This window comes from Microbispora hainanensis (assembly GCF_036186745.1).
Classification (GTDB): domain Bacteria; phylum Actinomycetota; class Actinomycetes; order Streptosporangiales; family Streptosporangiaceae; genus Microbispora.
This window is the reverse complement of record NZ_CP108086.1, coordinates 2,177,395-2,200,055: the sequence shown is the minus strand read 5'-3', so window position 1 is coordinate 2,200,055 and position 22,661 is coordinate 2,177,395. Positions and strand designations below refer to the sequence as shown.

The 22,661-nt window shown below is 72.9% G+C and carries 21 protein-coding genes and 1 pseudogene; 13 read left to right on the top strand and 9 right to left on the bottom strand.

Features of this window, described 5'->3' with window-relative positions; genetic code table 11:
• Window positions 1–21 precede the first annotated feature (21 nt).
• From OHB01_RS10065 to OHB01_RS10055, 3 genes are read left to right on the top strand one after another with little or no spacing between them, the layout of a single operon-like run.
• Entirely contained in the window at window positions 22–543 is a 522-nt protein-coding gene (locus tag OHB01_RS10065; protein ID WP_189182141.1) for a 3-hydroxyanthranilate 3,4-dioxygenase, read from the top strand.
• The gene (locus OHB01_RS10060) at window positions 540–2,006 is read left to right on the top strand and encodes a class I adenylate-forming enzyme family protein (protein WP_328708778.1); all 1,467 of its coding nucleotides are present in this window, start codon (window positions 540–542) and stop codon (window positions 2,004–2,006) included. Before OHB01_RS10065 ends, OHB01_RS10060 begins: the two co-directional genes overlap by 4 nt.
• Window positions 2,003–3,022 carry an amidohydrolase family protein gene (locus tag OHB01_RS10055; protein WP_328855250.1) on the top strand — a complete coding sequence of 340 codons (1,020 nt, stop codon included), beginning with the start codon at window positions 2,003–2,005 and terminating at the stop codon, window positions 3,020–3,022. The genes OHB01_RS10060 and OHB01_RS10055 overlap by 4 nt, the downstream gene beginning before the upstream one ends.
• Here OHB01_RS10055 and OHB01_RS10050 read toward each other — a convergent pair.
• The 4 genes from OHB01_RS10050 to OHB01_RS10035 are packed head-to-tail and all read right to left on the bottom strand — an operon-like array spanning window position 2,994 to window position 7,394.
• Window positions 2,994–3,830, bottom strand: a complete 837-nt coding sequence (locus OHB01_RS10050) for an IclR family transcriptional regulator (protein WP_328708780.1) — start codon at window positions 3,828–3,830, stop codon at window positions 2,994–2,996. The two genes, OHB01_RS10055 and OHB01_RS10050, sit on opposite strands and share 29 nt — an antisense overlap.
• Window positions 3,831–3,865: 35 nt before the next feature.
• Window positions 3,866–5,227 (bottom strand): MFS transporter, encoded by a 1,362-nt coding sequence (locus OHB01_RS10045; protein WP_328855249.1) that lies wholly within the window; start codon window positions 5,225–5,227, stop codon window positions 3,866–3,868.
• Window positions 5,224–6,222: an NADPH:quinone oxidoreductase family protein gene (locus tag OHB01_RS10040; RefSeq protein ID WP_328708782.1), complete on the bottom strand. Its 999-nt coding sequence runs from the start codon at window positions 6,220–6,222 to the stop codon at window positions 5,224–5,226. Before OHB01_RS10040 ends, OHB01_RS10045 begins: the two co-directional genes overlap by 4 nt.
• A complete protein-coding gene (locus OHB01_RS10035) occupies window positions 6,219–7,394 on the bottom strand; it encodes a CoA transferase (RefSeq protein ID WP_328708783.1) in 1,176 nt (391 codons plus the stop codon). The genes OHB01_RS10040 and OHB01_RS10035 overlap by 4 nt, the downstream gene beginning before the upstream one ends.
• A 145-nt stretch (window positions 7,395–7,539) precedes the next feature.
• On the opposite strand from OHB01_RS10035, the gene OHB01_RS10030 reads away from it, so the two are divergent.
• Window positions 7,540–8,412, top strand: a complete 873-nt coding sequence (locus tag OHB01_RS10030; protein WP_189182146.1) for an alpha/beta fold hydrolase — start codon at window positions 7,540–7,542, stop codon at window positions 8,410–8,412.
• Window positions 8,409–9,275 carry an alpha/beta hydrolase gene (locus OHB01_RS10025; RefSeq protein WP_189182147.1) on the top strand — a complete coding sequence of 289 codons (867 nt, stop codon included), beginning with the start codon at window positions 8,409–8,411 and terminating at the stop codon, window positions 9,273–9,275. The genes OHB01_RS10030 and OHB01_RS10025 overlap by 4 nt, the downstream gene beginning before the upstream one ends.
• Here OHB01_RS10025 and OHB01_RS10020 read toward each other — a convergent pair.
• The 5 genes from OHB01_RS10020 to OHB01_RS10000 are packed head-to-tail and all read right to left on the bottom strand — an operon-like array spanning window position 9,223 to window position 15,268.
• Complete coding sequence (locus OHB01_RS10020; RefSeq protein ID WP_328855248.1) at window positions 9,223–10,764, bottom strand: ABC transporter ATP-binding protein; 1,542 nt, start codon at window positions 10,762–10,764, stop codon at window positions 9,223–9,225. The genes OHB01_RS10025 and OHB01_RS10020 overlap by 53 nt on opposite strands.
• Window positions 10,761–11,567, bottom strand: coding sequence for an ABC transporter permease (locus tag OHB01_RS10015; RefSeq protein ID WP_203950456.1), 807 nt, complete (start codon window positions 11,565–11,567; stop codon window positions 10,761–10,763). Before OHB01_RS10015 ends, OHB01_RS10020 begins: the two co-directional genes overlap by 4 nt.
• Entirely contained in the window at window positions 11,564–12,496 is a 933-nt protein-coding gene (locus OHB01_RS10010; protein WP_189182149.1) for an ABC transporter permease, read from the bottom strand. The genes OHB01_RS10015 and OHB01_RS10010 overlap by 4 nt, the downstream gene beginning before the upstream one ends.
• 1 nt (window position 12,497) lies before the next feature.
• Window positions 12,498–13,703, bottom strand: a complete 1,206-nt coding sequence (locus tag OHB01_RS10005) for a hypothetical protein (RefSeq protein ID WP_328855247.1) — start codon at window positions 13,701–13,703, stop codon at window positions 12,498–12,500.
• Window positions 13,700–15,268, bottom strand: coding sequence for an ABC transporter substrate-binding protein (locus tag OHB01_RS10000; protein ID WP_189182151.1), 1,569 nt, complete (start codon window positions 15,266–15,268; stop codon window positions 13,700–13,702). The genes OHB01_RS10005 and OHB01_RS10000 overlap by 4 nt, the downstream gene beginning before the upstream one ends.
• Before the next feature lie 130 nt (window positions 15,269–15,398).
• On the opposite strand from OHB01_RS10000, the gene OHB01_RS09995 reads away from it, so the two are divergent.
• The 8 genes and pseudogenes from OHB01_RS09995 to OHB01_RS09960 all read left to right on the top strand — a co-directional run.
• Window positions 15,399–16,190, top strand: coding sequence for a 2-keto-4-pentenoate hydratase (locus OHB01_RS09995; protein ID WP_328855246.1), 792 nt, complete (start codon window positions 15,399–15,401; stop codon window positions 16,188–16,190).
• Entirely contained in the window at window positions 16,187–17,071 is an 885-nt protein-coding gene (locus OHB01_RS09990) for an acetaldehyde dehydrogenase (acetylating) (RefSeq protein WP_328708789.1), read from the top strand. Before OHB01_RS09995 ends, OHB01_RS09990 begins: the two co-directional genes overlap by 4 nt.
• 8 nt (window positions 17,072–17,079) lie before the next feature.
• Window positions 17,080–18,123 (top strand): 4-hydroxy-2-oxovalerate aldolase, encoded by a 1,044-nt coding sequence (gene dmpG / locus OHB01_RS09985; protein ID WP_328855245.1) that lies wholly within the window; start codon window positions 17,080–17,082, stop codon window positions 18,121–18,123.
• A gap of 296 nt (window positions 18,124–18,419) precedes the next feature.
• Window positions 18,420–18,830 (top strand): DDE-type integrase/transposase/recombinase, encoded by a 411-nt coding sequence (locus OHB01_RS09980; protein WP_419197570.1) that lies wholly within the window; start codon window positions 18,420–18,422, stop codon window positions 18,828–18,830.
• Entirely contained in the window at window positions 18,799–19,965 is a 1,167-nt protein-coding gene (locus OHB01_RS09975) for a tyrosine-type recombinase/integrase (RefSeq protein WP_328708223.1), read from the top strand. Before OHB01_RS09980 ends, OHB01_RS09975 begins: the two co-directional genes overlap by 32 nt.
• Window positions 19,931–21,835 carry a tyrosine-type recombinase/integrase gene (locus OHB01_RS09970; protein ID WP_328708222.1) on the top strand — a complete coding sequence of 635 codons (1,905 nt, stop codon included), beginning with the start codon at window positions 19,931–19,933 and terminating at the stop codon, window positions 21,833–21,835. Before OHB01_RS09975 ends, OHB01_RS09970 begins: the two co-directional genes overlap by 35 nt.
• Window positions 21,832–22,131: a DUF6262 family protein gene (locus OHB01_RS09965; protein ID WP_328708221.1), complete on the top strand. Its 300-nt coding sequence runs from the start codon at window positions 21,832–21,834 to the stop codon at window positions 22,129–22,131. The genes OHB01_RS09970 and OHB01_RS09965 overlap by 4 nt, the downstream gene beginning before the upstream one ends.
• A gap of 47 nt (window positions 22,132–22,178) precedes the next feature.
• Window positions 22,179–22,376: pseudogene (locus OHB01_RS09960) on the top strand (integrase core domain-containing protein); the annotation flags it as partial.
• Window positions 22,377–22,661 lie beyond the last annotated feature (285 nt).

Here is a 22,661-nt window from a genome sequence, read left to right as displayed (position 1 = left end):
GCAGCACACCAGGAGGTAACGATGCACCCCAGCCAGATGCCCATCGTCGAGTTGCGGAAGGCGGCCGACGAGCTGCAGGAGAGCGGCAGGCGGGTCAAGGTGCTGTGGCAGGAGAGCGAGTCACTCGCCTTCATCGCCCGTGGGCGCGAATACCGCAGCGAGTTCCACCTCAACCCGAGCGACGAGGTGATGTTCATGGTGCGGGGCTCCATGAACCTCCACTACCGCAAGCCGGAGGGCGGCTCGGACATCGCGGTCATCCCCGAGGGCGGGACCATCTTCACACCGACCGGCATCGCCCATTCGCCCCGGTTCGCGCCGGACGCGTTCGTGCTGGTCATCGAACGGCTCCGGCGGCCGGGCGAACTCGACCGCTTCCGCTGGTTCTGTCCTTCCTGCGATGAGTTCCTGCACGAGGAGGCCGTCCACGTCAGCGACTACCGCACCGACCCGGTGGCGGGCGCCTACCAGCGGTTCTACGGCAGCCTCGACGCGAGGACCTGCAAGTCCTGCGGCGCCGTCATGCCGGACGAGCGGCTGTGAAGGCCATCGGCGAGCTGGTGCTCGACGCGCTGCGCGCCCACCCGGGGCACGTCGCGTTCCGGCACGGAAGCGCCGAGCTGACCTACGGCGAGGCGGAGCGGCTGGTGCTTGGCGTGGCGGACGCGCTGGCCGTGGCCGGTCTGCGGCCGGGTGACACGGTGCTGCAGATCCGGCCCAACGACCCGCTGCAGTGGCTGGTGAACGCCGCCTGCTACGTCGCGGGTCACCGGTCCGCCGCACTGCCGCCCGGGGCCCTGCGCGGCGCGGCACTGGCCGAGCGGCTGGACCTCGTCGCGCCGGACGCCGTACTCGCCCAGCCGGGCGACCCGAATCTGGACGCGTGGCTGCGGGCCCATCCGGAGGTCCGGGTGCTGACCGATAGTGACCTGACCGCCGCACGGGAGCCGGGGCCCGCCGTACGTCCGGCCCCGCCCGCGGACGCGGTGGTACGTCTGGCGTTCACCTCCGGCGCCACCGGGCCGGTCAAGGGCGTCGAGCTGTCCGGCGGCGCGCTGGGCGCGGTGGCGACGACGCTGCGCGACACCCTTCCGTGGCCGGAGCGGCCGATCGTGCTGTGCCCGGAGTCGGTGTCCGGCGGCTTCGGCAACATGGTGCTGCCGACGCTGATGCTGGGCGGGACGTTCGTCATCCCGGCAGGTCCCGGACCCGACGCCCTGCTGGAGGCCGCCGCCCGGCACCGCCCGTCCGTGCTGATGGCGATGCCGCCCGCGCTGCGCGCCCTGCTGGCCCACCCGGACGCCGCCTCACACGACTGGTCGTCCCTGGCACTGGTGATCTACAGCGGGGCCTCGCTGACCGACGAGGAGGTCGACCGCGCGCACGCGCTGTTCGGCGAGGTGCTGTGCGGGGTGTTCGGCCAGGTCGAGGCACCCAAGACGATCGCGTGGACCCGCCCGGCCGACCACCTGGACCCGCGCCTGCGCTCCTCGCTCGGCCTGCCGTTCCCCGGCACCGAGGTCCGCGTGTGCGGCCCCGGCGGCCGTGACCTCCCGGCGGGGCAGGCGGGGGAGCTGTGGGTGCGCGGCGCGACCATCGCGCACGCCTATGCCTTCCCCGGGGGCACGCCGGTCGTGGACGGGTGGCTGCGCACCGGCGACGTCTGCCGGCGCGACGCCGACGGCCGCCTTCACTACGTGAACCGCGTCCAGGACGTGCTGCGGATCGCGGACGCGTACGTGTGCCCGAGCGACCTGGAGGCGGCCGTGTCACGGCGAACCGGGCATCCGGCGGCGGTCGTCCCGACCGGCCCCGCGAGCGTCGCCGTGCTCGTCGAGGGCATCGCCTCGTGGGACGCCGCCTCGCTCGACGCCGTGGACGGGCCCGTGCGCGTCGCGCTGCGCGACGCCCCCGTGGTGGTCGACGCGGTCGTCCCGGCCGAGCGGCTGCCGCGCGACTTCATGGGACGGCTCGACCGCGCCCGGCTCGCCGAGGCGGTCCGATGAGTGAGACTCCGCCGGTGCCCGGACGGGTGACCGACGTGCACGCCCACGCGCTGCCGATGCCGTTGCTGACCTGGCTGGCCGGCCGCGGCCTCGCCGACCTGTCCGGCCTCGGAGAGGGCGTGGTCAGAATCGACCCACTGGTGTCCGGGATACCGAAGGGCGCGCCGATCCCGCTGCCGCCCGCCCAGTACGACGTCGCCGAGCGGCTGGAGGACATGCGCCGCATGGGCGTCACCCGCCAGCTCGTGTCGGTGCCGCCGTTCGTGACGTGCGCGGACGCCGTCGATGAGGAGGACGTCCTCGCCGTGGTCCGCCGGGGCAACGACGCGCTCGCCGAGTTGCTCGCCGGGCATCGCGGGGTGCTCGACCCGCTCGGGTACGTGCCCCTCGGCACGCCGGCCGCGCCGGACGAGGCCCGCCGCTGCCTGGACGAGCTGGGGTGCGCGGGCATCGCCATCGGCAGCCGCGGCCTCGGCAGGGAACTGGACGATCCCGTGCACGAGCCGCTGTGGGAGCTCCTCGCGGACCGCGGCACGTTCGTCTTCCTCCACCCCAACAGCGTCCCCGGAGGCCCCCGGCTCGCCGACTACTGGCTGTCCCAGCTCGCGGGCTTCCCGATGGAGACCGCGCTCGCCGTCTCGCGGCTCGTGTTCGGCGGCGTCCTGGAACGGCACGACCTGCGGCTGTGCCTGGCGCACGGCGGGGGGTGCCTGCCGTCCCTGTCCGGCAGGCTGGACCTCGGCTGGTCGCGCAAGCCGGTCGCCCGCACCACGCCGCTCCCGCCGAGCGACTACCTGCGCCGTCTCTACTACGACACCGCCACCTTCTCGGCTCCGCTGTTGCGGCGGCTCGTCGAGGACTTCGGGGTCGACCACGTGCTGGTCGGCACGGACTATCCGTTCGAACTCGCCGACACCGACCCGCTCGCGACGGTCGCGGCGCTCGGGCTCGGGCCCGGGGACGCGGCGGCCGTCCGGGCGGGGACGGCTAACGCGCTGCTGACCGGATCGGCGTGACGGTGCCGGGCGGGCCGGCGGCCTCCGGCCCGCCCGCGTAGCCCTTGGCCAGCTCGCGGGAGATCGACATCGCCGCCAGCCGCAGCGCGGGCTCCACCGCTGCCAGCGATCGGGTGTGCGTGACGGTGTGCGAGACGACGGAGAGCGCGGCCACGACCCGGCGGTCGGGTCCGTGGATGGGGGCCGCGACGGAGGCGGTCCCCAGCGACAGCTCCTCGGCGCAGCGGGCGATGCCGGTCTCGCGGATCTCCTGGAGCGACCGCATCAGCAGGCCGGGCATGACGATCGTGTGCGGGGTGTAGCGCTTCAGCCCGGCCGCGAGCACGGCCTGCTGCAGCTCGCGGGGCGCGTGGGCCAGGAGCACCTTGCCGACCCCCGTGGCGTGCAGCGGCGCGCGCCCGCCGACGCGGCTGACCACGCCGACCGAGCGGCGTCCCCACACGCGCTCGACGTAGAGGACCTCGTCACCGTCGAGCACGGCGAGATGGACGTTCTCCCCCGTGGTCTCGTACAGGTCGTGGATGAACGGCAGCGACACGTCCCGCAGCGTGCGCGGCTGCGGGCACAGCGAGCCCAGCTCCCACATCCGCAGGCCGATCCGGTAGGTCCCGTCGCGCTCCTTCTTCAAGGCCCCCAGCTCGACCAGCTCGGTCGCGATGCGGTGCACCGTTGAGACCGGCAGCCCGGTGACGGCGGTCAGCTCGACGAGGCGGAGCGCCGGCCGCTCCTGGGAGAAGGCGTTGAGCAGGGCGAAGACCCGACTGGACACCGTCCGGCCGGCCTTGTGGGCGTGTCGGGGCGCGTTCATGCAGATAATCTTGGTTTCGGTCGTCGAAAACCGGTTCACTGATCGTACCTTTCCGGGCGTCGCAGGTCACGAGCGAGTATGACGATCACGACCGCCGCGACGGCGGTCATCGCCACCGCGAGCCCGCGCGGGTCGGCGGGCTCGGACGGGTCGGCGGGGGAGAACGCGCCGACCAGCCCGACCGCGAGGATCGCGCCAACGTAGCGGGCCGACTGGAACAGGCCGCCGACCACACCGGTCATGCCGGCGGGCGCGCGCTCGTACATCAGCCGCTGCAGGCCGAGGTTGCACAGCCCGTACGGAACACCGAGCACGACGCCGTCGAGCACGACGGCCCACGCGGGCGTCGCCGCGCCGAACGTCGTGATCAGGGCGACCCCGGCCAGCAGCAGCCCGCCGCCGGCCAGCAGGGCCGGCCGGGCGCCGAACCGGCGCATGACCGGCCCGCCGAGCACCGTCGCCACGACGCTCGTGGCGGCGATCGGCATGATCAGCAGCCCGGCCTGCGCCGCGTCGAACCCGAGCGCGGTCTGCAACCACGGCGGCAGCCCGTAGAACGCGCCGTAGTAGGCCAGGTTGAAAAGCACGAACGCGCCGAGCACCGGCACCGGCCCGCCCGCCGCGGCGAGCGCGCGGACGTCCACGAAGGGCTCGGCGGCACGGCGCTCCCACCACAGGAACCCGGTTCCGGCGACGACCACCGCGACCGCGCCCGGAACCGAGACCGCCGGGAGCGCGAGCATCAGGACCAGGAGGCCGACCACCGTCGCCGCGAACAGCACGACGCCCACCGGATCGACCGCGCGGGCCAGGCCGCCGCGCTCGGGCCGCCGTTCGTCGGGGCCGATCGCGCGCCATGCCAGCACCAGTGCGCCCAGCATGACCGGCAGGTTGATCCAGAAGACGGCCTGCCACCCGGCCCAGGAGGTCAGCAGCCCGCCGAGCACCGGACCGACCGCTCCGGCGGTCGTGTTGACCGTCGCGACGGCGGACAGCCGCGAGGCGTCGCCGTCGCGCCGGATGACGACCATCGCGCACGGGAACGCCGCCGACACGCCCACGGCCTGCGCGCATCGGCACAGCACGAGCAGCGGCAGCGACGTGGCCGCGGCCGACGCCGCGGAGGCGAGCGCCGCCAGCGCCATCCCGGCCGCGAACAGCCTGCGGGGGCCGACGCGGTCCGCCACCCGGCCGAGCACCGGCTGGCATACGCACGCGGTCAGGTAGAAGACGGTGACGACCCACGTCGTGGTGGCCAGCGGCTCGCCGAGGTCGCGCTGGATCGGGGTGAGCGCCACCGCGACCATCGAGGAGTTGAGCGGCGCGAGCAGAGTGCCGCCGAGCAGCGCCGCGAGTGCCGCCCTCGTCCTGCGCGGCGGCCGTACGGTGGTCGTCATCCCGCCGGACCGCCGGCCCGCAGCAGCAGCTTGCCGCGGACCCGGCCGTCGGCCAGCTCGCGCAGGGCGCGCGGCCCCTGCTCCAGCGGGAGCACATCGTGGACGCGGTGCCGCAGCCGTCCGGCCGCCGCCCAGTCGAAGATCTGGCGCAGGTTCCGCTCGTGGACGGCGCGCTCCCGCCGTACGAACTCGCCCCAGAACACGCCGACCACGGAGGAGCCCTTGACCAGCGGGATGTTCAGCCCGACGCGCGGGATGCCGCCGGAGGCGAAGCCGATCACGAGGTATCGACCGCCCCACGCGACGGCGCGCACGGCCGCCTCCGCCACCGGGCCGCCCACCGGGTCGAACACCACGTCCGCGCCGGCCCCGCCGGTCAGCTCCTTGATCGCGGTCTTCGCGTCCACGGGATCGGCATAGGAGAAGGTCTCGTGCGCGCCGTATCGGCGGGCCGGCTCCGCCCGCTCCGGCGTGGAGGCGCCCGCGATCACCCGGGCGCCGAGCAGGTTCCCCACGTCCACGGCGGCGGAGCCGACCCCGCCGGCGGCGCCGAGCACGGCGAGCGTCTCGCCCGCGCGCAGCCCGGCCCGCTGGACGAGGGCGTGGTAGGCGGTCGAGTAGGTCACCAGGATCGCCGCGGCGTCCCGGTCGGTGACGTGACCGGGCAGCACGGTGACCCGGTCCGCCCGCACCAGCACGGCGTCGCGGGCGCAGCCGTACTCCTCGTTGCCCGCCACGCGGTCGCCCGGCCGTACGGACGTGACCCCCTCGCCGACGGCCAGCACCGTCCCCGCGTACTCGCTGCCGGGGGTGAAAGGCGGTTCCGGCTGCACCACGTGCGTGCCCGCGATGATCAGGGTGTCGTGGAAGTTCAGCCCCACGTGGCTGACCGCGACCACCACCTCGCCCGGTCCCGGACTCGGCGTCGCCACGTCGGCGAGTTCCAGGTCTTCGGGCCCGCCGAGCCGGGTGCAGACCAGCACGCGTCCTGTCACTTCCCACCTCCGGGAGCGAACACGACGCCCGCGGACAGGAAACCGTCCACCTCACCCTCGGAGAACCCCGCCTCGCGCAGCACCTCCACGGTGTGCGCGCCGAGTTCGGGTGGCGCCGTGCGCAGACCGGGCAGCTCGCCGTCGTAGCGGACCGGGTGCCGCAGCACGGTCGCCCGTTCCTCGCCCACCGGGAACTCGGCCAGCAGTTCTTCCGCGGCCACCTGGGGGTCGTCACGCACGTCGTCGTAGGTGGCGACCCGCTCGAACCAGAAGCCGAGCGGCTCCAGCCGGGCAGCCACCTCCGCATAGGTCATCCCGGCCAGCACCCGGGCCACCGCCGCGGTGTACTCCTCCCGTTTGGCCCGCCTGGCCGGCTGGTCGTAGCCGGCGAGCGCGGGGGAGCCGAGCGCGTCGCCGAGGCCGTCCTCCGACCCGTTCAGCGCGATCACGATCGACGCGTCCAGCAGCCGATACACCCCGTACGGGGCGTCAATCGACCAGCACGCAAGCTCGGCGGGGCGGCGCACGTCGGTCTGCGTCCTGCGGCCGGAGTAGTACAGCGCGAGCGATTCGGCCTGCAGGTCGAGCCCCGCGCCCAGCAGGCTCGACTCGACCCGGGTGCCCTCGCCGGTGGTCAGCTTGCGCGCGTAAGCGGCCAGCACGCCCATAGCGAGCAGCGCCGCGCCGTGCTGGTCCACGACGGGTGTGCCGGCCGCCGTGGGGCGGTCGCCGGTGACGTCCACCAGTCCGGTGCGCGCCTGGACGAGCAGGTCCACCCCCGGCCGCCCGGCCATCGGGCCGCGCGACCCCCAGCCGCTGGCCGAGGCGTAGATGATGTCGGGCTTGATCGCCCGCACCGCCTCGTACCCGAGGCCGAGCTTCTCCAGGGCGCCGCCCCGGTAGTTCTCCAGCAGCACGTCGGCACGCTCGATGAGCGGGCGCAGCACATTGCGGGCGTCGGGATGCTTGAGATCGACGACGATCGAGCGCTTGTTCCTGTTGACCGCCAGGAACGTCACACTGCGCCCGGCGGCCCGGATCCCTCCGCTTCCGATCCTGCGCTCCCACGACCCGCCGGGCGGCTCGACCTTGACGACGTCGGCGCCGAGGTCGGCCAGATACTGCGAGGCCGCGGGCCCCTGTACGAAGTGCGAGAAACTCAGGACCCTCATCGTTTCGATCATGTAACCTCCCGGCAGCGCGACCCCTCCGCACGCCGACCGTAGGAACGCGGGGTTCCCGCACCCAACGACGCGTTCCCGGTAGATGGAAACGCGCCACGCCGGACGGGACCGCCGGTCCGGCACCATGGTCGCCATGGCTGAAGGGTTCTCCCCGATACGCGTCCGGCTCCCGGGACACGTGGTCAACTGCGTGGTCGCGGGGCAGGGGCCTGCGGTGCTGCTCCTCCACGGGTGGCCGCAGACCGCCCACGCGTGGCGCGAGGTGGTGCCGCTGCTCGCCGGCCGCCACACCGTCGTGGCCCCCGACCTGCCGGGCTTCGGGGCGAGCTCGCGGCCGGCCGGCGGATACGACAAGCGCACGGTCGCGGGCATCCTCGCCCGGCTCATGGCCGCGCTCGGGCTGACCCGCTACCACCTCGTCGGCCACGACGTCGGCGGCCAGGTCGCCTACCCGCTCGCCGCGCTGCACCCGGAGGCGGTACGCAGCCTGACGTTCGTCGAGGCGGGCATCCCCGGCCTCGGCGACAGCCTCGCGGCGGCCAACCCGCTGACCGGCGGGTCCTGGCACTTCGGCTTCAACATGGTGCCCGACCTGCCGGAGTTCCTGCTCGCCGGCCGCGAGCGCGGCTATCTGGAGTTCATGTTCCGTCGCGACACGGTGGGCCTGTACGTCACCGACGCGATCGACGACGCGGCGATGGACGTCTACACCCGTGCCCTGGCCGCCCCCGGGGCGGTACGCGCCACAATGGGCTACTACCGGGCGCTGCCCGCCGACATCGCCGACAACCGCGAGCTGTGCGCCGCCGGGCCGCTGCGGGTGCCCACGCTCGTGGTGGGCGCGCGGCACGGCGTCGGGTTCGGCTGGCTGGACACGGTCCGGGAGGCCGTGGCGGACGTGTCGGCGCGCTGGGTGGAAGATTGCGGACACTATGTGCCCGAGGAGCGTCCCGCCGAGCTGGTGCGGCTGCTGACGGAGGTGTGGCAGGAGGTCGACGTCGCATGACCGGTACGAGTGACGTGGTGCTGATCCACGGGGCCTGGCACGGGGCCGGGCACTTCGCGGCTCTCGCGAAGGAGCTGACCGCCATGGGCCATCGCGTCCTGGCGCTCGACCTGGCGGGCCACGGCTCCCGAGCCCGCTTCCCCGTCAGTTACCTGGCCAGGGACGTCGAGGCGCTGCGTACGGAGGTGTCCCCACTCGCGGACCTGACCCTCGACGACGTGGCGCGGGACGTGGTGGCCACGCTGCGCCGGCTTCCCGCCCCGCCGGTCGTGGCCGCGCACAGCATGGGCGGGGCGGTGGCCACCCGGGTCGCCGAGATCGCCCCCGAGCTGGTGGCCGGGCTGGTGTACGTCGCCGGGTTCGTCCCCACCCTGCTGGGTTCCTCGGGCGCCTACCTCGACCTGCCGGAGGCGAAGACCGCGCTCGGCGGCGGGCTCTACCTGGGCGATCCTGCCGCCGTCGGCGCCGTGCGCATCGATCCGCGCAGCACCGACCCCGCGTACCAGGCCGAACTGCACGCGGCCTACTTCTCGGACCTCGACCGGCCGGACTTCCTGGCGCTGGCCGCCTCCCTCACTCCCGACCAGCCGATGTCGTTCCTCACCACCGCGACCGGCGCCACGGCCGGGCGCTGGGGGACCGTGCCCCGGACGTACCTCCGCACCACCCTCGACCGGGCGCTGCCCGTCGAGCTGCAGGACGTCATGATCCGGCACGCCGACGAGCTGGCCCCCGCGACCGCGTTCACCCAGGTGACCGTCGAGGCCGGGCACGCCGTCTTCGCCGGCGTCCCGGCCGAGGTGGCGGACGTCATCCACCACGCCGAGGCCCGCCCGGAATGGCGGCGAGCAGCTCGCGGGTGAACGGCGCCGCGGGCGCGGCGAGCACGTCGGCGGTCGGGCCGGACTCGACGATCCTGCCGTCCCGCATCACCGCGAGCCGTTCCGCGGCGGCGGCCACCACGGCGAGGTCGTGCGAGATGAGCAGGTAGGCCATCCCGTGCTTGTCCTGCAGCCGGCGCAGCAGTGCGAGGATCTGCGCCTGGGTCACCGTGTCCAGGGCGGACACCGGCTCGTCGAGCACGATCACGTCGGGCGACGGCGCCAGGGCCCGGGCGATGGCGACGCGCTGGCGCTGCCCGCCGGACAGCGCCGAGGGCCGCCGCCGGGCGACCTCTGGGGGCAGGCCGACGTCCTCGAGCAGGCGCAGCACCCGCTCCCGGCGCTCGGCCCGGGTGCCCGCGCGCAGTGCCCGCAGCGGTTCCGCGACGATGCGGCCCACGCTCATGAGCGGATCGAGTGACGCGTACGGGTTCTGCGCGACGAACTGCACCCGGCCGGCCCTGACGGGCGCGCCGTCCAGCAGCACGCTCCCGCTCGTCGGCTCGACGAGCCCGGTGACGACGCGGGCGATGGTCGACTTGCCCGACCCCGACGCGCCGACCAGCCCGAGCGTGCTCGCCCGGTCCAGCGTGAACGAGGCACCCTCGACCGCGATCGTGCCGCCCGGATACACCTTCCGCAGGTCGCGGACCACGAGCAGCGGCTCTCCCGGGGCCGGTGCGGGCCCGGTGAGCGGCTGGGGGGCAGAGCGGAGCAGCAGCCGGGTGTAGGCGGCCCGCGGACTGCCGAGCACCCGGTCCGCCGGGCCCTCCTCCACGACGCGGCCCTCGGTCATGACGGCCACGCGGTCCGCACGGTCCGCGGCGACGCCGAGGTCGTGAGTGATCAGGAGGACGCTGGTGCCGTCCCTGGCCGCGACCTTCTGGACGAGATCGAGCACGGTCTTCTGCACCGTGGTGTCGAGCGCGGAGGTCGGCTCGTCGGCGATCAGCAGCGCGGGCCGCCCGGCGAGCGCCATGCCCAGCAGCACCCGCTGCCGGAAGCCGCCGGAGAGCTGGTGCGGGTAGCGGCCGAGCAGCGCCGCCGGGTCGGGGATGCCCACCCGGCCGAGCGCCTCCTCGAGTGCGTCCTCGCCCGGCCGTGGGGTGCCGGTCAGCCGCAGCGCCTCGGCGAGCTGGGCGCGCACGGTCATCAGCGGGTTGAGCGCGGTTCCCGGATCCTGGGGCACGAACGCGATCCGCCGCCCGCGCAGCCGCCGCCACGCCCGCTCCCGCAGGCCGTCCACCCGCTCGCCGCCGAAGGTGACCACGCCCCCGGTCACCCTGGCCGTGTCCGGCAGCAGGCCGGCGAGCGCGTGCGCGAGCGTGGACTTGCCCGACCCCGACTCGCCGACCACCGCCACGATCTCCCCGGCCTCCACCGTCAGGTCGGCGCCGTCCACGGCCGGCCGGCCGCGCCCGGGCGGCCCGTAGCGGATGGTCAGGCCGCGTACGGCCAGCAGGGGTGTCATCGTGTCTCCGATCGCGTACGCAGTACGTGGCCGAGGTGGTTGACCGCGAGCGCCACCGCGGCGACGACGAGACCGGGCACGGTCGTCAGCCACCAGGCCGAGGCGAGGAAGGGGCGTCCCGCGGCGACCAGCGAGCCCCATTCGGGCGCCGGGGGCGGGGCCCCGAAGCCGAGAAAGCTCACGGCGGCGACGGTGAGGACGGCGTTGCCGAGTTCGAGCGTCGCCAGCGCGGCGACCGGCCCCGCGGCGTTGGGCAGCACATGGGTCAGCAGCACCGTGACACGCCCGGTTCCACACACCGCGGCGGCCTCGACGTACCCCGACCCGCGGACTCTGACGACCTCGGCGCGCATGACCCGGGAGAACACCGCCGCGGCCGACACACCGACGGCGAGGGCCACCTCGCGCGTCCCCGGCCCGAGCACCGCCACGACCACCAGGATCAGCAGGAACGACGGCACGGCGAGCAGCACTTCCACCGCACGCATGACCAGTCCGTCCAGCCGGCCCCGGGCTGTCCCCGCCACCAGCCCGATCGCCGAGCCGGCGAGGACGGCGACGCCCACCGCGATGACGGCGGCCTGCAGCGAGGGGGCGGATCCGTGCACGACTCTGGTGAACACGTCCCTGCCCAGCTCGTCCGTGCCGAACGGATGCGCGGTCCCCGGAGGCAGCAGCCGCTGCGTGAGATCGCCGCGCAGCGGGTCGGCGGGGGAGAGCAGGCCGGGCGCGAGCGCGGCGGCCGAGGCCGCCAGGAGCACGAGGGCCGACGGCACGACGCCGAGCCGCCTCATGAACGTCATGCGGCACGCTCCCGCAGCCGGGGGTCCACCAGAGGGTGGGCCACGTCCACCGCGAGCGTGAGCAGCGTGACGACCGCCGTGGTCACCACGACCAGGGCCTGCAGCATGGGCAGGTCCCGGGTCGTGACCGCCGACTCGATCAGGCGGCCGAGCCCGTTGCGTGCGAAGACGGTCTCCACCACGACCGACCCCGACACCAGCCAGCCGACCAGCAGCGCGGTCATCGTCAACGCCGGCATGGCGGCGTTGCGCAGCGCGTGTGCCGTCACCGCCCGCGCCCGTGACGCGCCCTTGGCCCGCGCCGTGTCCACGTACGGCTGCCGCATCTCCACGGTCAGCCGTTCGAGGAGAACCTGCGCCACGAAGGCCGACGAGGGCACCGCCAGGGTCACGGCCGGCAGCACCAGACCGGCGAGCCCGTCCTCGGCCCTGGCGGGGAACAGCGGCAACCCGAACGAGAACGCCTGCAACAGCACCAGCCCGAGCCAGAAGGTCGGGACGGACAGCGACAGGCCGGGCAATGCGCCGAGCGAGCGGCGCAGCCACATCCGCCGGGTGTGCGCGGCCCACCAGGCGATCAGGAAGCCGAGCGGGAGCGCCAGCAGCAGCGCGCCACCCGCCAGCGCGAGCGTGCGCGGCGCCGCCTCGGCGATCGTCGCGCCGACCTCCCGCCCGGTCTGGAACGAGGTGCCGAAGTCGCCGTGCAGGGCGTGGAGCAGCCCGCCGATGTAGCGCTCGGCCGCCGGGCGGTCCAGGCCGTACTCGGCGCGCAGCGCGGACACCCGCGCCTCGTCCACGCCGTTCTCCGGCCCGATCATGATCCGTACGGGGTCGGCCGGGAGGAGGTAGAAGACGGCGAAGGTGAGCGTGTAGACCGCCAGCACCACGGCCGCCGCCTGCGCGAGCCGCCGCGCCACGAACCGGCCCATCTCAGCCCCGGATGTCCAGGAGGACCCGCTGCCCGCCGACCGCCTGGCCGGTGTACAGCACCACGTTGCCCGGCCGGAGCCTGCCGAGCAGCGCGAGGGTCAGCGCGCGCTGACCGCCGGTCGGGATGACGCCGCCGTCGGGCACCGCCACCTGCCCGTCCTGCCGGAGCACCGCGCACCCCGGCCAGGCGGCCGCGTCTCCCGGTTCCGTCGTGGCCTCCGCGGCGGCCGGGCGGGCGGCGTAGCGGTGGCCGCGCAGCGCACGTCCGAGGTCGGTCGTCCATTCGTGGCCGTCGAAGCCCACCACCAGGCTCAGCGTACGGACGACGGGGCCGGCGGCGCCGGAGGGATTGACGGGCGGGCCGGGCACCAGCCGGTCGGTCAGGCCGACCACCTCGACGTCGCCGATCGCCCGCGCCGGGACGGACAGCGTGCTCGCGGTCTCCCCGTCCTCCTGTCCCTGGACGAAGTACGCCGTGTCCTCGGCGACCAGCGTCCCCTCGCGCAGGCCCAGGAGATACGCCGGGCCGAGCAGGTCGCCGTCGAGGGCGACCGGCGGCAGGACCACCGTGCCCCCGTGCTGGAACCCGTAGGCCCCCTCGGCGTATCCGCCCGTCACGGCCTCGGCGGCGAACCGGACGATCGCCGCGTGCGGAATCCGCCGGGTCATCAGCTGGACGGTGAACCAGTCCCGGGCGTCCCGGAGGCGGGTCAGGCCGTCGGCGTCGGCGAGCAGCCGCACCCGCGATGGATCGGTGAACGGGATGAGGGCGTCCCGCAGCAGCACGAGCTGCCACAGCCACTCGTTGTACAGGTTGCGCGCGGCGTGCAGGCCGGGCTCGCCGATGAGCCGCTCGACCACCGGGGGGATCCAGGCGTACCCCACGCAGTTACTGTGGATGTCCAGCGGGCCGGGCGTGCCCGTGCCGGACGTGCTCCGCACCAGGTCCAGCACCACCTCGGACACCGCGATGGCGTTGTCCCGCAGCTCGCCCCTGACGCCCTGGTCGGCGAGCCCGGCGTCAAGCCGCAGGGTGGCGTAGGGCCCTGATGTGGCAAGACTCGCCTCCAGCCCGGCGACGAAGTCGGCCCTGGCGGCCTCGCCGCCGCCGGCTGCGGCGACCGCCGATTCCAGCAGTGCGTGCGCGGCGGCGACGAACGCCGCCGGGTCCACCGCGCGGCCCGCGGCGAAGTCGTTCCATGTCATGCCCGTACCTCCGCGTCCTGGAAAATCGGCCGTCCCGAGGCGTCGAGGCGGACCCCTGTCACCCGCTCCGCGAGGCCGATCGACGAGGCCTGCTCGAAGAGCGGGATGCCGTGCCCGCCGGAGAGGATCGCCTCGGCCGCGGCGTCCACGGCGCGGGCGCGCTCGGCGGGATCGAGCACCGTGGCGATCCGGGCGATCGTGCTGTCCACCTCGTCCGGCCGGGTGCGGCGCAGCGGGTTCGCGCTCTTCACCGGATACACGCTGGCGAGGACCGTGGGGTCGCCCCTGGTCACGGCCCACGAGACGAAGTCGTAGTCGCCCGAGCCCTGCCGTGCGCTGTTGGTGGCGTCGTCGAGTGGCGTCGGCCGCAGCTCGATCCCGGCCTCGGCGAGCTGCTGGGCCATGAGCTGGTACAGCGAGCCGTAGGGCTCACTGGCGGAGTAGACCAGGTCGAACGACAGCCGCTGCGATCCCTTCGCGCGCACGCCGTCCGGGCCGCGCCGCCACCCGGCCGCGTCGAGCAGCCGGGCCGCCTCACCGGGCGCGTACGCCAGGCCGGCCGAGCGGTCCTTGTAGCCGGGCGTGGTGGTGGCGAGCACGTCGGTCGCCGGGCGCTCGCCCGCCGCGAGCAGCGGCGTGAATTTCGACCGGTCGAGGGCGGCGCCGATGGCCCGCCGTACGGAGGGGTCGCGCAGCGCGGGTCGCGACTCGTTGGGCAGCAGCGTGTACACGATGCCGGGCCGGGTGGCCGACAGCAGCCGGGGACCTCGGTCGCCGAAGGATCGCTGGTCCTGCTGGAGCACCTGCAGGTCGGCATCGAGCTGCCCGGACAGGAGGCTGCCGTGCCTGGCGCTCGGGTCGGTGACGATGGCGAAGGTCAGCTCGCGCACGCGCGGAACGCCCCGGTTGGCGGCCAGCGCGCTCGCCCAGGCGTACCCGGTGCGGGCGGACAGCCGCACCTCCTCGTTGAGCGCGACCCGGCCGAGCACGTACGGCCCGGAGCCGGCGATCCCGCCCGCGCAGCGCTGCTCTGGGGTCTTGCGCAGGGTGCCCGGGGAGAGCATGCCGAGCGTCACCATCGAGGTGGCCTGGAGGAACTGTGCGCTCGGCGCGTCGAACCGCACCTCGACGGTCTTCGCGTCGAGCGCTGAGGCCCCCGCGTAGCCGGCGAGGTAGCCCGAGCCGAGCGGCGACCGCGCGCCGAGCTTGACGATGTCGTCGAGGTTGGCGACGACCGTGGCCGCGTCCAGCGGCGCGCCGTCGTTGAACGTCACGCCGTCGCGCAGGGTGAAGGTGAACCGCTTGGCCTGCTTGTCGACCTTCCACGACGTCGCGAGCCACGGCACGATCTCTCCGGTGCGCGGGTCCTGGTCAGTCAGCGAGTCCACGAGCTGGCGCGATACGTTGAGATTCTGGGTCTGTGGGGTCTGATGCGGGTCGAGGCAGCTCACCGGCTGGGCGAGCCCCGCGGTGAGGGCGCCGCCGGCGGTCTGCCGGGCGTCCGCGGTCGCGCAGGCCGCGGCCAGCAGGGCGCAGCACGCGAGCACAGGGGTCAGTCGAAGCACGGGCCCCAGTGTGGGAACCCGCCTCCCAAAACCCCTAATCCCGATTTTCATTGTGTGGGAACCCTCGAATTCTCGTTGAATGGAACTCGGGCGTTGAGCCCCGCACCACCGGGGCGAGACCGTGCGGGCTATGGACACAACGGAGCGTGACAGGCTCGTGGGCGAGCTGCTGGACGCCTACCGGACCCGCGAACCGGTCGATCCGCCGACCAGCCGGCTCGCCGGGCTCACGATCGACGACGCGTACGCGATCCAGCTCGGGCAGATCGACTGTCTGCTCGCGGACGGCGCGGTCGTCAAGGGCCACAAGGTCGGCCTGACCTCCGCCGCCATGCGGCGGCAGCTCGGCGTGGACGCGCCCGACTACGGCCACCTCACCGACACGATGTTCCACCCGGAGGGCGCGCCGATCGACGTGTCGCGCTTCCTGCAGCCGAGGATCGAGCCCGAGATCGCCTTCGTGCTCTCCCGGCCGCTGCGCGGCCCCGGAGTGACCGTCGCCGAAGCGGTGGCGGCCGTGGACTTCGTGCTGCCCGCCCTGGAGATCATCGACTCCCGGGTCAGGGACTGGCGGATCACACTGATCGACACGATCGCCGATAACGCGTCCTCAGGCGGCGTGGTACTGGGCGGCACCCCGGCCCGGCTGTCCGACCTGGACCTCCGGCTGACCGGGTGCGTGCTGCGGCGCAACAGCGAGGTCGCCGGCACCGGAGCGGGCGCGGCGGTGCTCGGCTCGCCGCTGAACGCCCTCGTGTGGCTGGCCAACACCCTGGGCGAACGCGGTGTGACGCTGGAGGCGGGGCACACGATCCTGCCGGGCTCGGTAACCGCAGCGGTGCCGGTGGCCGTCGGCGACGTTGTCCAGGCGAGCTTCGCTGGCCTCGGCACGGTGACCGCGGTGTTCGGGGAGGACCGATGAAGGTGCCCGCCGCGATCGTCGGGCCGGGCAACATCGGCACCGACCTGCTGGTCAAGCTGCTGCGCAGCGACGTGATCGACGTACGGTACATGGTCGGCGTGGATCCGGCCTCCGACGGCCTGGCGCGGGCCCGCGCGCTCGGCGTCGAGGCGAGCGCCGGGGGAGTGGACTGGCTGCTGTCCCGGCCGGAGCCGCCGCGGATCGTGTTCGAGGCGACCTCGGCGCGGGCCCACCTGGCCAACGCGCCGCGTTACGCCGAGGCGGGGATCCAGGCGGTCGACCTGACGCCGGCGGCGACCGGGCCATTCGTCTGCCCGCCCGTGAACCTGCCCCAGCACCTCGACGCGCCGAACGTCAACATGATCACCTGTGGCGGGCAGGCCACGATTCCGATCGTGCGCGCGGTGGCCGACGTGACGCCCGTGCCGTACGCGGAGATCGTCGCCTCTATCGCCTCCCGCTCGGCGGGACCGGGCACCCGGGCGAACATCGACGAGTTCACCGAGACCACCGCCCGCGCCATCGAGGACGTGGGCGGCGCGGGACGGGGCAAGGCGATCATCATCCTCAACCCCGCCGAGCCCCCAATGATCATGCGGGACACGGTGTTCTGCGCCATCGGCCCCGATGCCGACACCGGCGCCGTCGCCGAGTCGGTGCAGCGGATGGTCAAGGAGGTCCAGCGCTACGTGCCCGGTTACACGTTGCGCGCCGAGCCGCAGTTCGACCGGCCGCGGCCGGAGTGGAACGACCACGGGCGGGTCGCGCTATTCCTGGAGGTGCGAGGCAACGGCGACCACCTCCCACCGTGGGCGGGAAACCTGGACATCATGACCGCCGCCGCAGCGCGGGTGGGCGAACTTCTGGCGGTGTCCCAATGAGTGTTCCCATGAGCGCCCCGGTCAGTGAGGAGACGCACGTGGACGTCCGCATCACCGACACCACCCTGCGCGACGGCAGCCACGCGATGGCACACCGGTTCACGCCCGACCAGGTGCGGGCCGTGGTCCGCGCCCTCGACGCCGCGGGAGTGCGGGTCATCGAGGTGACGCACGGCGACGGTCTCGGCGGGTCCTCGTTCAACTACGGCTTCTCCGCCGTGGACGACATCGAGCTGGTGCGGGCGGCCAGGGAGGCGGCCCGCGACGCGCGCATAGCGGTGCTGCTGCTCCCCGGCCTCGGCACGGTCGCCGACCTGCGCCACGCCCATGACGCGGGCGCGACCGTCGCGCGGATCGCCACCCACTGCACCGAGGCCGACATATCGGTGCAGCACTTCAGCGCGGCCCGCGACCTCGGTATGGAGACCGTCGGGTTCCTGATGCTCGCGCACATGACCACCCCCGAGGTGCTGGCCCGCCAGGCGCGGATCATGGCCGACGCGGGCTGCCAGTGCGTGTACGTGGTCGACTCCGCGGGCGCGCTGCTGCCCGACGACACGCGGGCACGGGTCGCCGCGCTCGTCGCCGAACTCGGCGGAGACGCGCAGGTCGGGCTGCACGGGCACCAGAACCTATGCCTCGGCGTCGCCAACTCGCTGGTCGCCTATCAGGAGGGCGCCCGGCAGATTGACGGCACGCTGTGCGCGCTCGGCGCGGGCGCGGGCAACTCGCCGACCGAGGTGCTGGCCGCCGTGTTCGAGAAGATGGGAGTGCGGACCGGCCTCGACGTGCCCGCGCTGCTCGACGCGGCGGCGGAGGTGGCGCTGCCGTTCATCCCACGGCTGCCGTGGGCCGAGCGCACCGCGATCGTGCAGGGCTACGCCGGGGTCTACTCGTCGTTCCTCCGGCACGCCGAGCGCGCCGAGGAGCGGTACGGCGTGCCGGCCCACGAGATCCTCCGCGAGGTCGGCGCGGCCGGCTACGTCGGCGGCCAGGAGGACATGATCATCGACATTGCGGTCCGCATGTCGTCCGCCGCGAACGCCGGGTGACCCGAACTCCATCTGGCCGCCGCGTCGGTCAGATGGGATTGTGGCCGGGTTCTCATGGACGGGCTTCTGTGGGGTTACTGGGTTGCGGGGGCGGCTCGGGGCCAGGGCGTCGCCTGTGCTGCGTTATTGGGGGTCTCGTCGGCCCGACGAGCGACCGCCGAAGACTCCATGTGCGAGGTCTGGCCGGGGACGTTAGCGCGTTTTCCTGGTTGAGTGCGGCCGGCAAGGTCGGGCCGCACGCGAAGCCTCCTTCCAAGGAGAAGCGCGGGGCCGGCCGTCGGACCATCCGCACCACAGTGTCCGAGCCCGGCCATCAGCGGGCCGCCGACCTGGTCAAGCGCGACTTCACCGCCGCCCGGCCCAACGCCGTGTGGGTCGCGGACTTCACCTACGTGCATGCCTGGTGCGGCATCGTCTACGTCGCCTTCGTGGTCGACGTCTATTCCCGGGCGATCGTCGGCTGGTCGGCCTCGACGTCCAAGCGGGCCACGCTGGTGCTGGACGCCCTGGACATGGCGTTGTGGCGGCGCGGCCGGGCCGGTCGCCCCGCCGGCCCCGGTCTTATTCATCATTCGAATGCCGGCAGTCGATGCACCTGTTTTCGCTTCACGGATGACCGCCGGGATCGACGCCTCCATCGGTACGGTCGGGGATTCCCTCTTAACCGGCTAACGTTTGCGTTTCCCCAGGTCAGCGACACGCCGTGAAATGCTTGTTGCTGGCTGGATGTGGTCATCGCCGGTACATCTGTTTCCCGTGATTGCAGAGTCGGGGCTTCGACTGGAGGAACGGGACGGCGGCTGGGGGCTGGCCGGGCCGAGCGCCGCACGGTTCGCACTGGTGGATGAGTACCTGGCGCACCTGGCCGACCGGAACTACTCGCCCAAGACCGTCCGCGCCTACGGGTATGACCTGCTGGCGTTCTGCCGGTGGCTGGCCGCCGAGGATCTGTCGTTGCCCGAGGTCACGACGGAGACGCTGTTGAAGTTCCTGCGCGCCTGCCGGGAGGCGAGGATTCCCGGCAGGCCCGGACCGAACGTGATCACCTTGTCCGGACGCCGGATGGATCAGTACGCCGCCACAACGATCAACCGGCGGCTCGCGGCCGTCTCGGGGCTGTTCACCTTCGCCTCGATGCGCGACCCGCAGGCCAAGAACCCCGTCCCGAAAGGCCGGGAGGCCCGCTGGCGGGTGCCCGGTGAGCGATCCGGGATGCTGGCGCACACGATCCGCCGGCCGAAGAACCGCTCCTCGCTGCGGCTCCGCGAACCGCGCCGCCTGCCCAAGGCGCTGTCGCAAGCCGAGGCGGCCGAGCTGCTGGCGAGCTTTCGCACCTGGCGGGACCGGGCGATCGCCGGGCTGATGCTGTATTGCGGACTGCGCTCGGCCGAGGTCCTCGGCATGAACGTCGCCGACGCCGACATCGGCGGCCGGTGGCTGAAGGTGGTCGGCAAAGGCGACCGCGAACGACGTGTCCCGCTGGACGCCGACGTCGCCTCGGTGATCCAGGTCTACCTGCTGGCCGAACGCCCCGACTCCGACAGCAGCCGCCTGTTTTTGGTGGCCAAGGGCCCGAACCGGGGCCGGCCGCTGACCGCGGCCGGGCTACGCACGATCTTCCGCTATCACCGCGCGATCACCGGGATCGCCGGCGGGCATCCGCACGCGCTGCGGCACACGTTCGGCACCGCTCTGGCCGAGGCCGGGGTTGATCTTGCGGTGATGCAGGCTCTGCTCGGTCACGCGCATGTCGACACCACCGCCCGTTATATCCATCTGGCTCCCGCCCACGTGAAAGCCGAGTTCGATGCCGCCCGCACTCGCATCCGCGCCCAGCAATGACCTGCACGCCGCCTACCTGGACTACCTGGGGCGGACCGGACGGGGCAACCACGCCTACTGGTGGGCCGCCCGAGTGTTCTTCGCACGCTGGCCCGACCCGCGGCGGTGGGCGGCCGAACCGTTGGAGGTCCGCTTGTCGGCCGGGAGTTCGACCCGGCCGATCATCACGTTCCTCATGCTGCACCACGGACTTCGGCCCGGCTATGACTACCTGTTGGAACGCAAGCTGTCCACCTTCTGGCGGGAGATCACCGACTCGCCCATCGCCGGTGATCTGGATCGGTTCATGGCTGCGGCCGCCGAGCTCGGTTTCACCCAGCGGGTCCGGTTCGCCACCGGCTCTCAGGTGCCGGCCCGGCTGCTCATCCAGGCCGGACGCCCTCTGGAGCAGCTCACCCAGGCCGACCTGGAGGAGTTCACCGCGGCCTGCGCCGAACGGCACCAGCGCACCGGCAAGGGACACCGCCACTACCTGTCGGCGATCAGCAACGCCCAACGGGTCCTGTTCCACCTCGGGATCATCGATACGTTGCCCCGGATAGGCGGGCCGGTTCCCTTCACCGAGCGGCTGGCCGGGGTGGCAGAGCCGATCCGCACGACGATGATCGCCTATCTGGAGCGCAAACGCGCGACCTGCCAGCCCAAGACCGTCTCGGGGATCGCGACCCGCCTCAACCACTTCGGCCTGTTCCTGGCCCGCGTCGATCCTGAGCTGGAGTCGATCTCAGCGTTGAACCGGCAACGCCACATCGAGCCTTACCTCACCTTTCTAGTCGACGCCGTCAACTCCAAGACCGGCGAGGCCATCACGGTCGCGGACCGATCCCGGCGGGTCATCGCATTGATCGGGTTCTTGACTGACATCACCGAGTGGGGCTGGGCCGAGGCACCCGCCCGCAAGCTCGTCTTCCGCGATGACAACCCCAAGCTCCCGCAGGTTCTGCCCCGCTACCTGCCCGTCGATGCCGACCGTCGCCTGGCCGAAGTGTTGCGGGATCACCCTGGCAACGAACTGGCCGCCTGCGCCCTGCGACTGCAACGCGCCTGCGGGCTTCGGATCGGGGAACTGCTCGACCTTGAACTGGACTGCGTCCACGAGGTTCCCGGCCACGGCAGCTGGCTGAAGATCCCGCTCGGGAAGCTGGACACCGAGCGGATGGTCCCCCTCGATGACGACGTCCTGGCGTTGATCGACCACATCATCGACCTACGCTCACACGGCAGGCCGATGCCGCACCCCCGCTATCGACGCCCCGCCCAGTTCCTGTTCACCCACCACGGACGGCGTCTGGGGCAACAAGCGGTGCGCGCCGAACTCGACCGCGCCGCCCAGCAAGCCGGTCTCGGCCACATCACCTCCCACCAACTCCGGCACACCTACGCCACCGCCCTGGTGAACGCCGGCGTCTCGTTGCAGGCGCTGATGGCGCTGCTCGGGCACGCCTCCGCCGAGATGAGCCTGCGCTACGGCCGGCTGTTCGACACCACCGTCCGCGCTGAATACGAGCGCGCCCTCGACCTGGCCAAACAGCAAGTCCGCACCCCGGCTCCCGGGCGGGTGAGCCTGCCGCTGGCCGACGTCACCGGCGGCGCGGACTGGAAGGATACTCCTCTGATCAAGTCCAGGATGTCCGGCGGGTTCTGCCTGCGCGCGCCCGCCCAGGGCGCGTGCACCTACGCCAACATCTGCGAGCACTGCCCGAGTTTCCACGCCGAACCCAGTTCGCTGCCCATCCTCGCCGCGCAGCGCGTCGACGCCGAAGCGCTCGCCAAGGACGCCGAGAAGCGGGGTTGGATCGCCGAAGCCGAACGGCACCGCAAGCTCATCGCCCGACTCGACAACCTGATCAGCGAGGCTCAAGCCGGATGACCAGCAGCGAAACCCTTAACCGGGTCGAGCGGGCCTGCACCCGACTCCACCACGAGGGCCAGCCCGTCACCTTCACCGCCGTCGCCGCTCTCACCGGCCTTGGCCGCACCACCCTCTACCGCAACCCCACGCTCCGGGCCGTCATCGACGAGCACCGGCACCGCACCGCCGCCAGCGGAACCCTCACCGGCCTCACCGACGAGATCGCCACTCTCCGCGCCGCTGTCGATGCCATCGCCGACCGCGTCCGTCGACACGAAGAGCAACTCCGTCGGCTGGCCGCCCGCACTAAATGAAAGCGTTAACCGGTCAACCCGGAGAACCGCGATTATTAGCCGGTTAAGCGCTGGACAACGCGCTGATGGAATCGCAGATCGGCCTGTACAAGACCGAGCTGATCAAACCCCGCGGGCCGTGGCGCAGCCTGGCCGAGGTGGAACTCGCCACCGCCGAACGGGTCGAGTGGTTCAACACCGCCCGCCTGCACTCCTCCATCGGCAACATCCCACCGGATGAATACGAAGCTCTCTACTACGCTCAACATCACCCCAGCGAACCCGCTGGAATCACCCTGAGGTCTCCACCGAAGCCGGGGCGGTTCAGCCGTCAGGTCCCTCCGCCTCCGCTGTCTCTCTAGCACGTAGCTTGCTGCCACATGGTGGCCGAACTCCGCCGACTCCTGGATATCGCTACCTTGTCGAGGTCATCGAGTTGCCTCCGTTTGCGATGCCGCCCACCTGATGCGCGGATGCGGCTGGCCTCGACGCCGATACCGACAGCGCCGTAGCGCACGCCAATGCCACCACCCGACGCGCCGATCTGATCG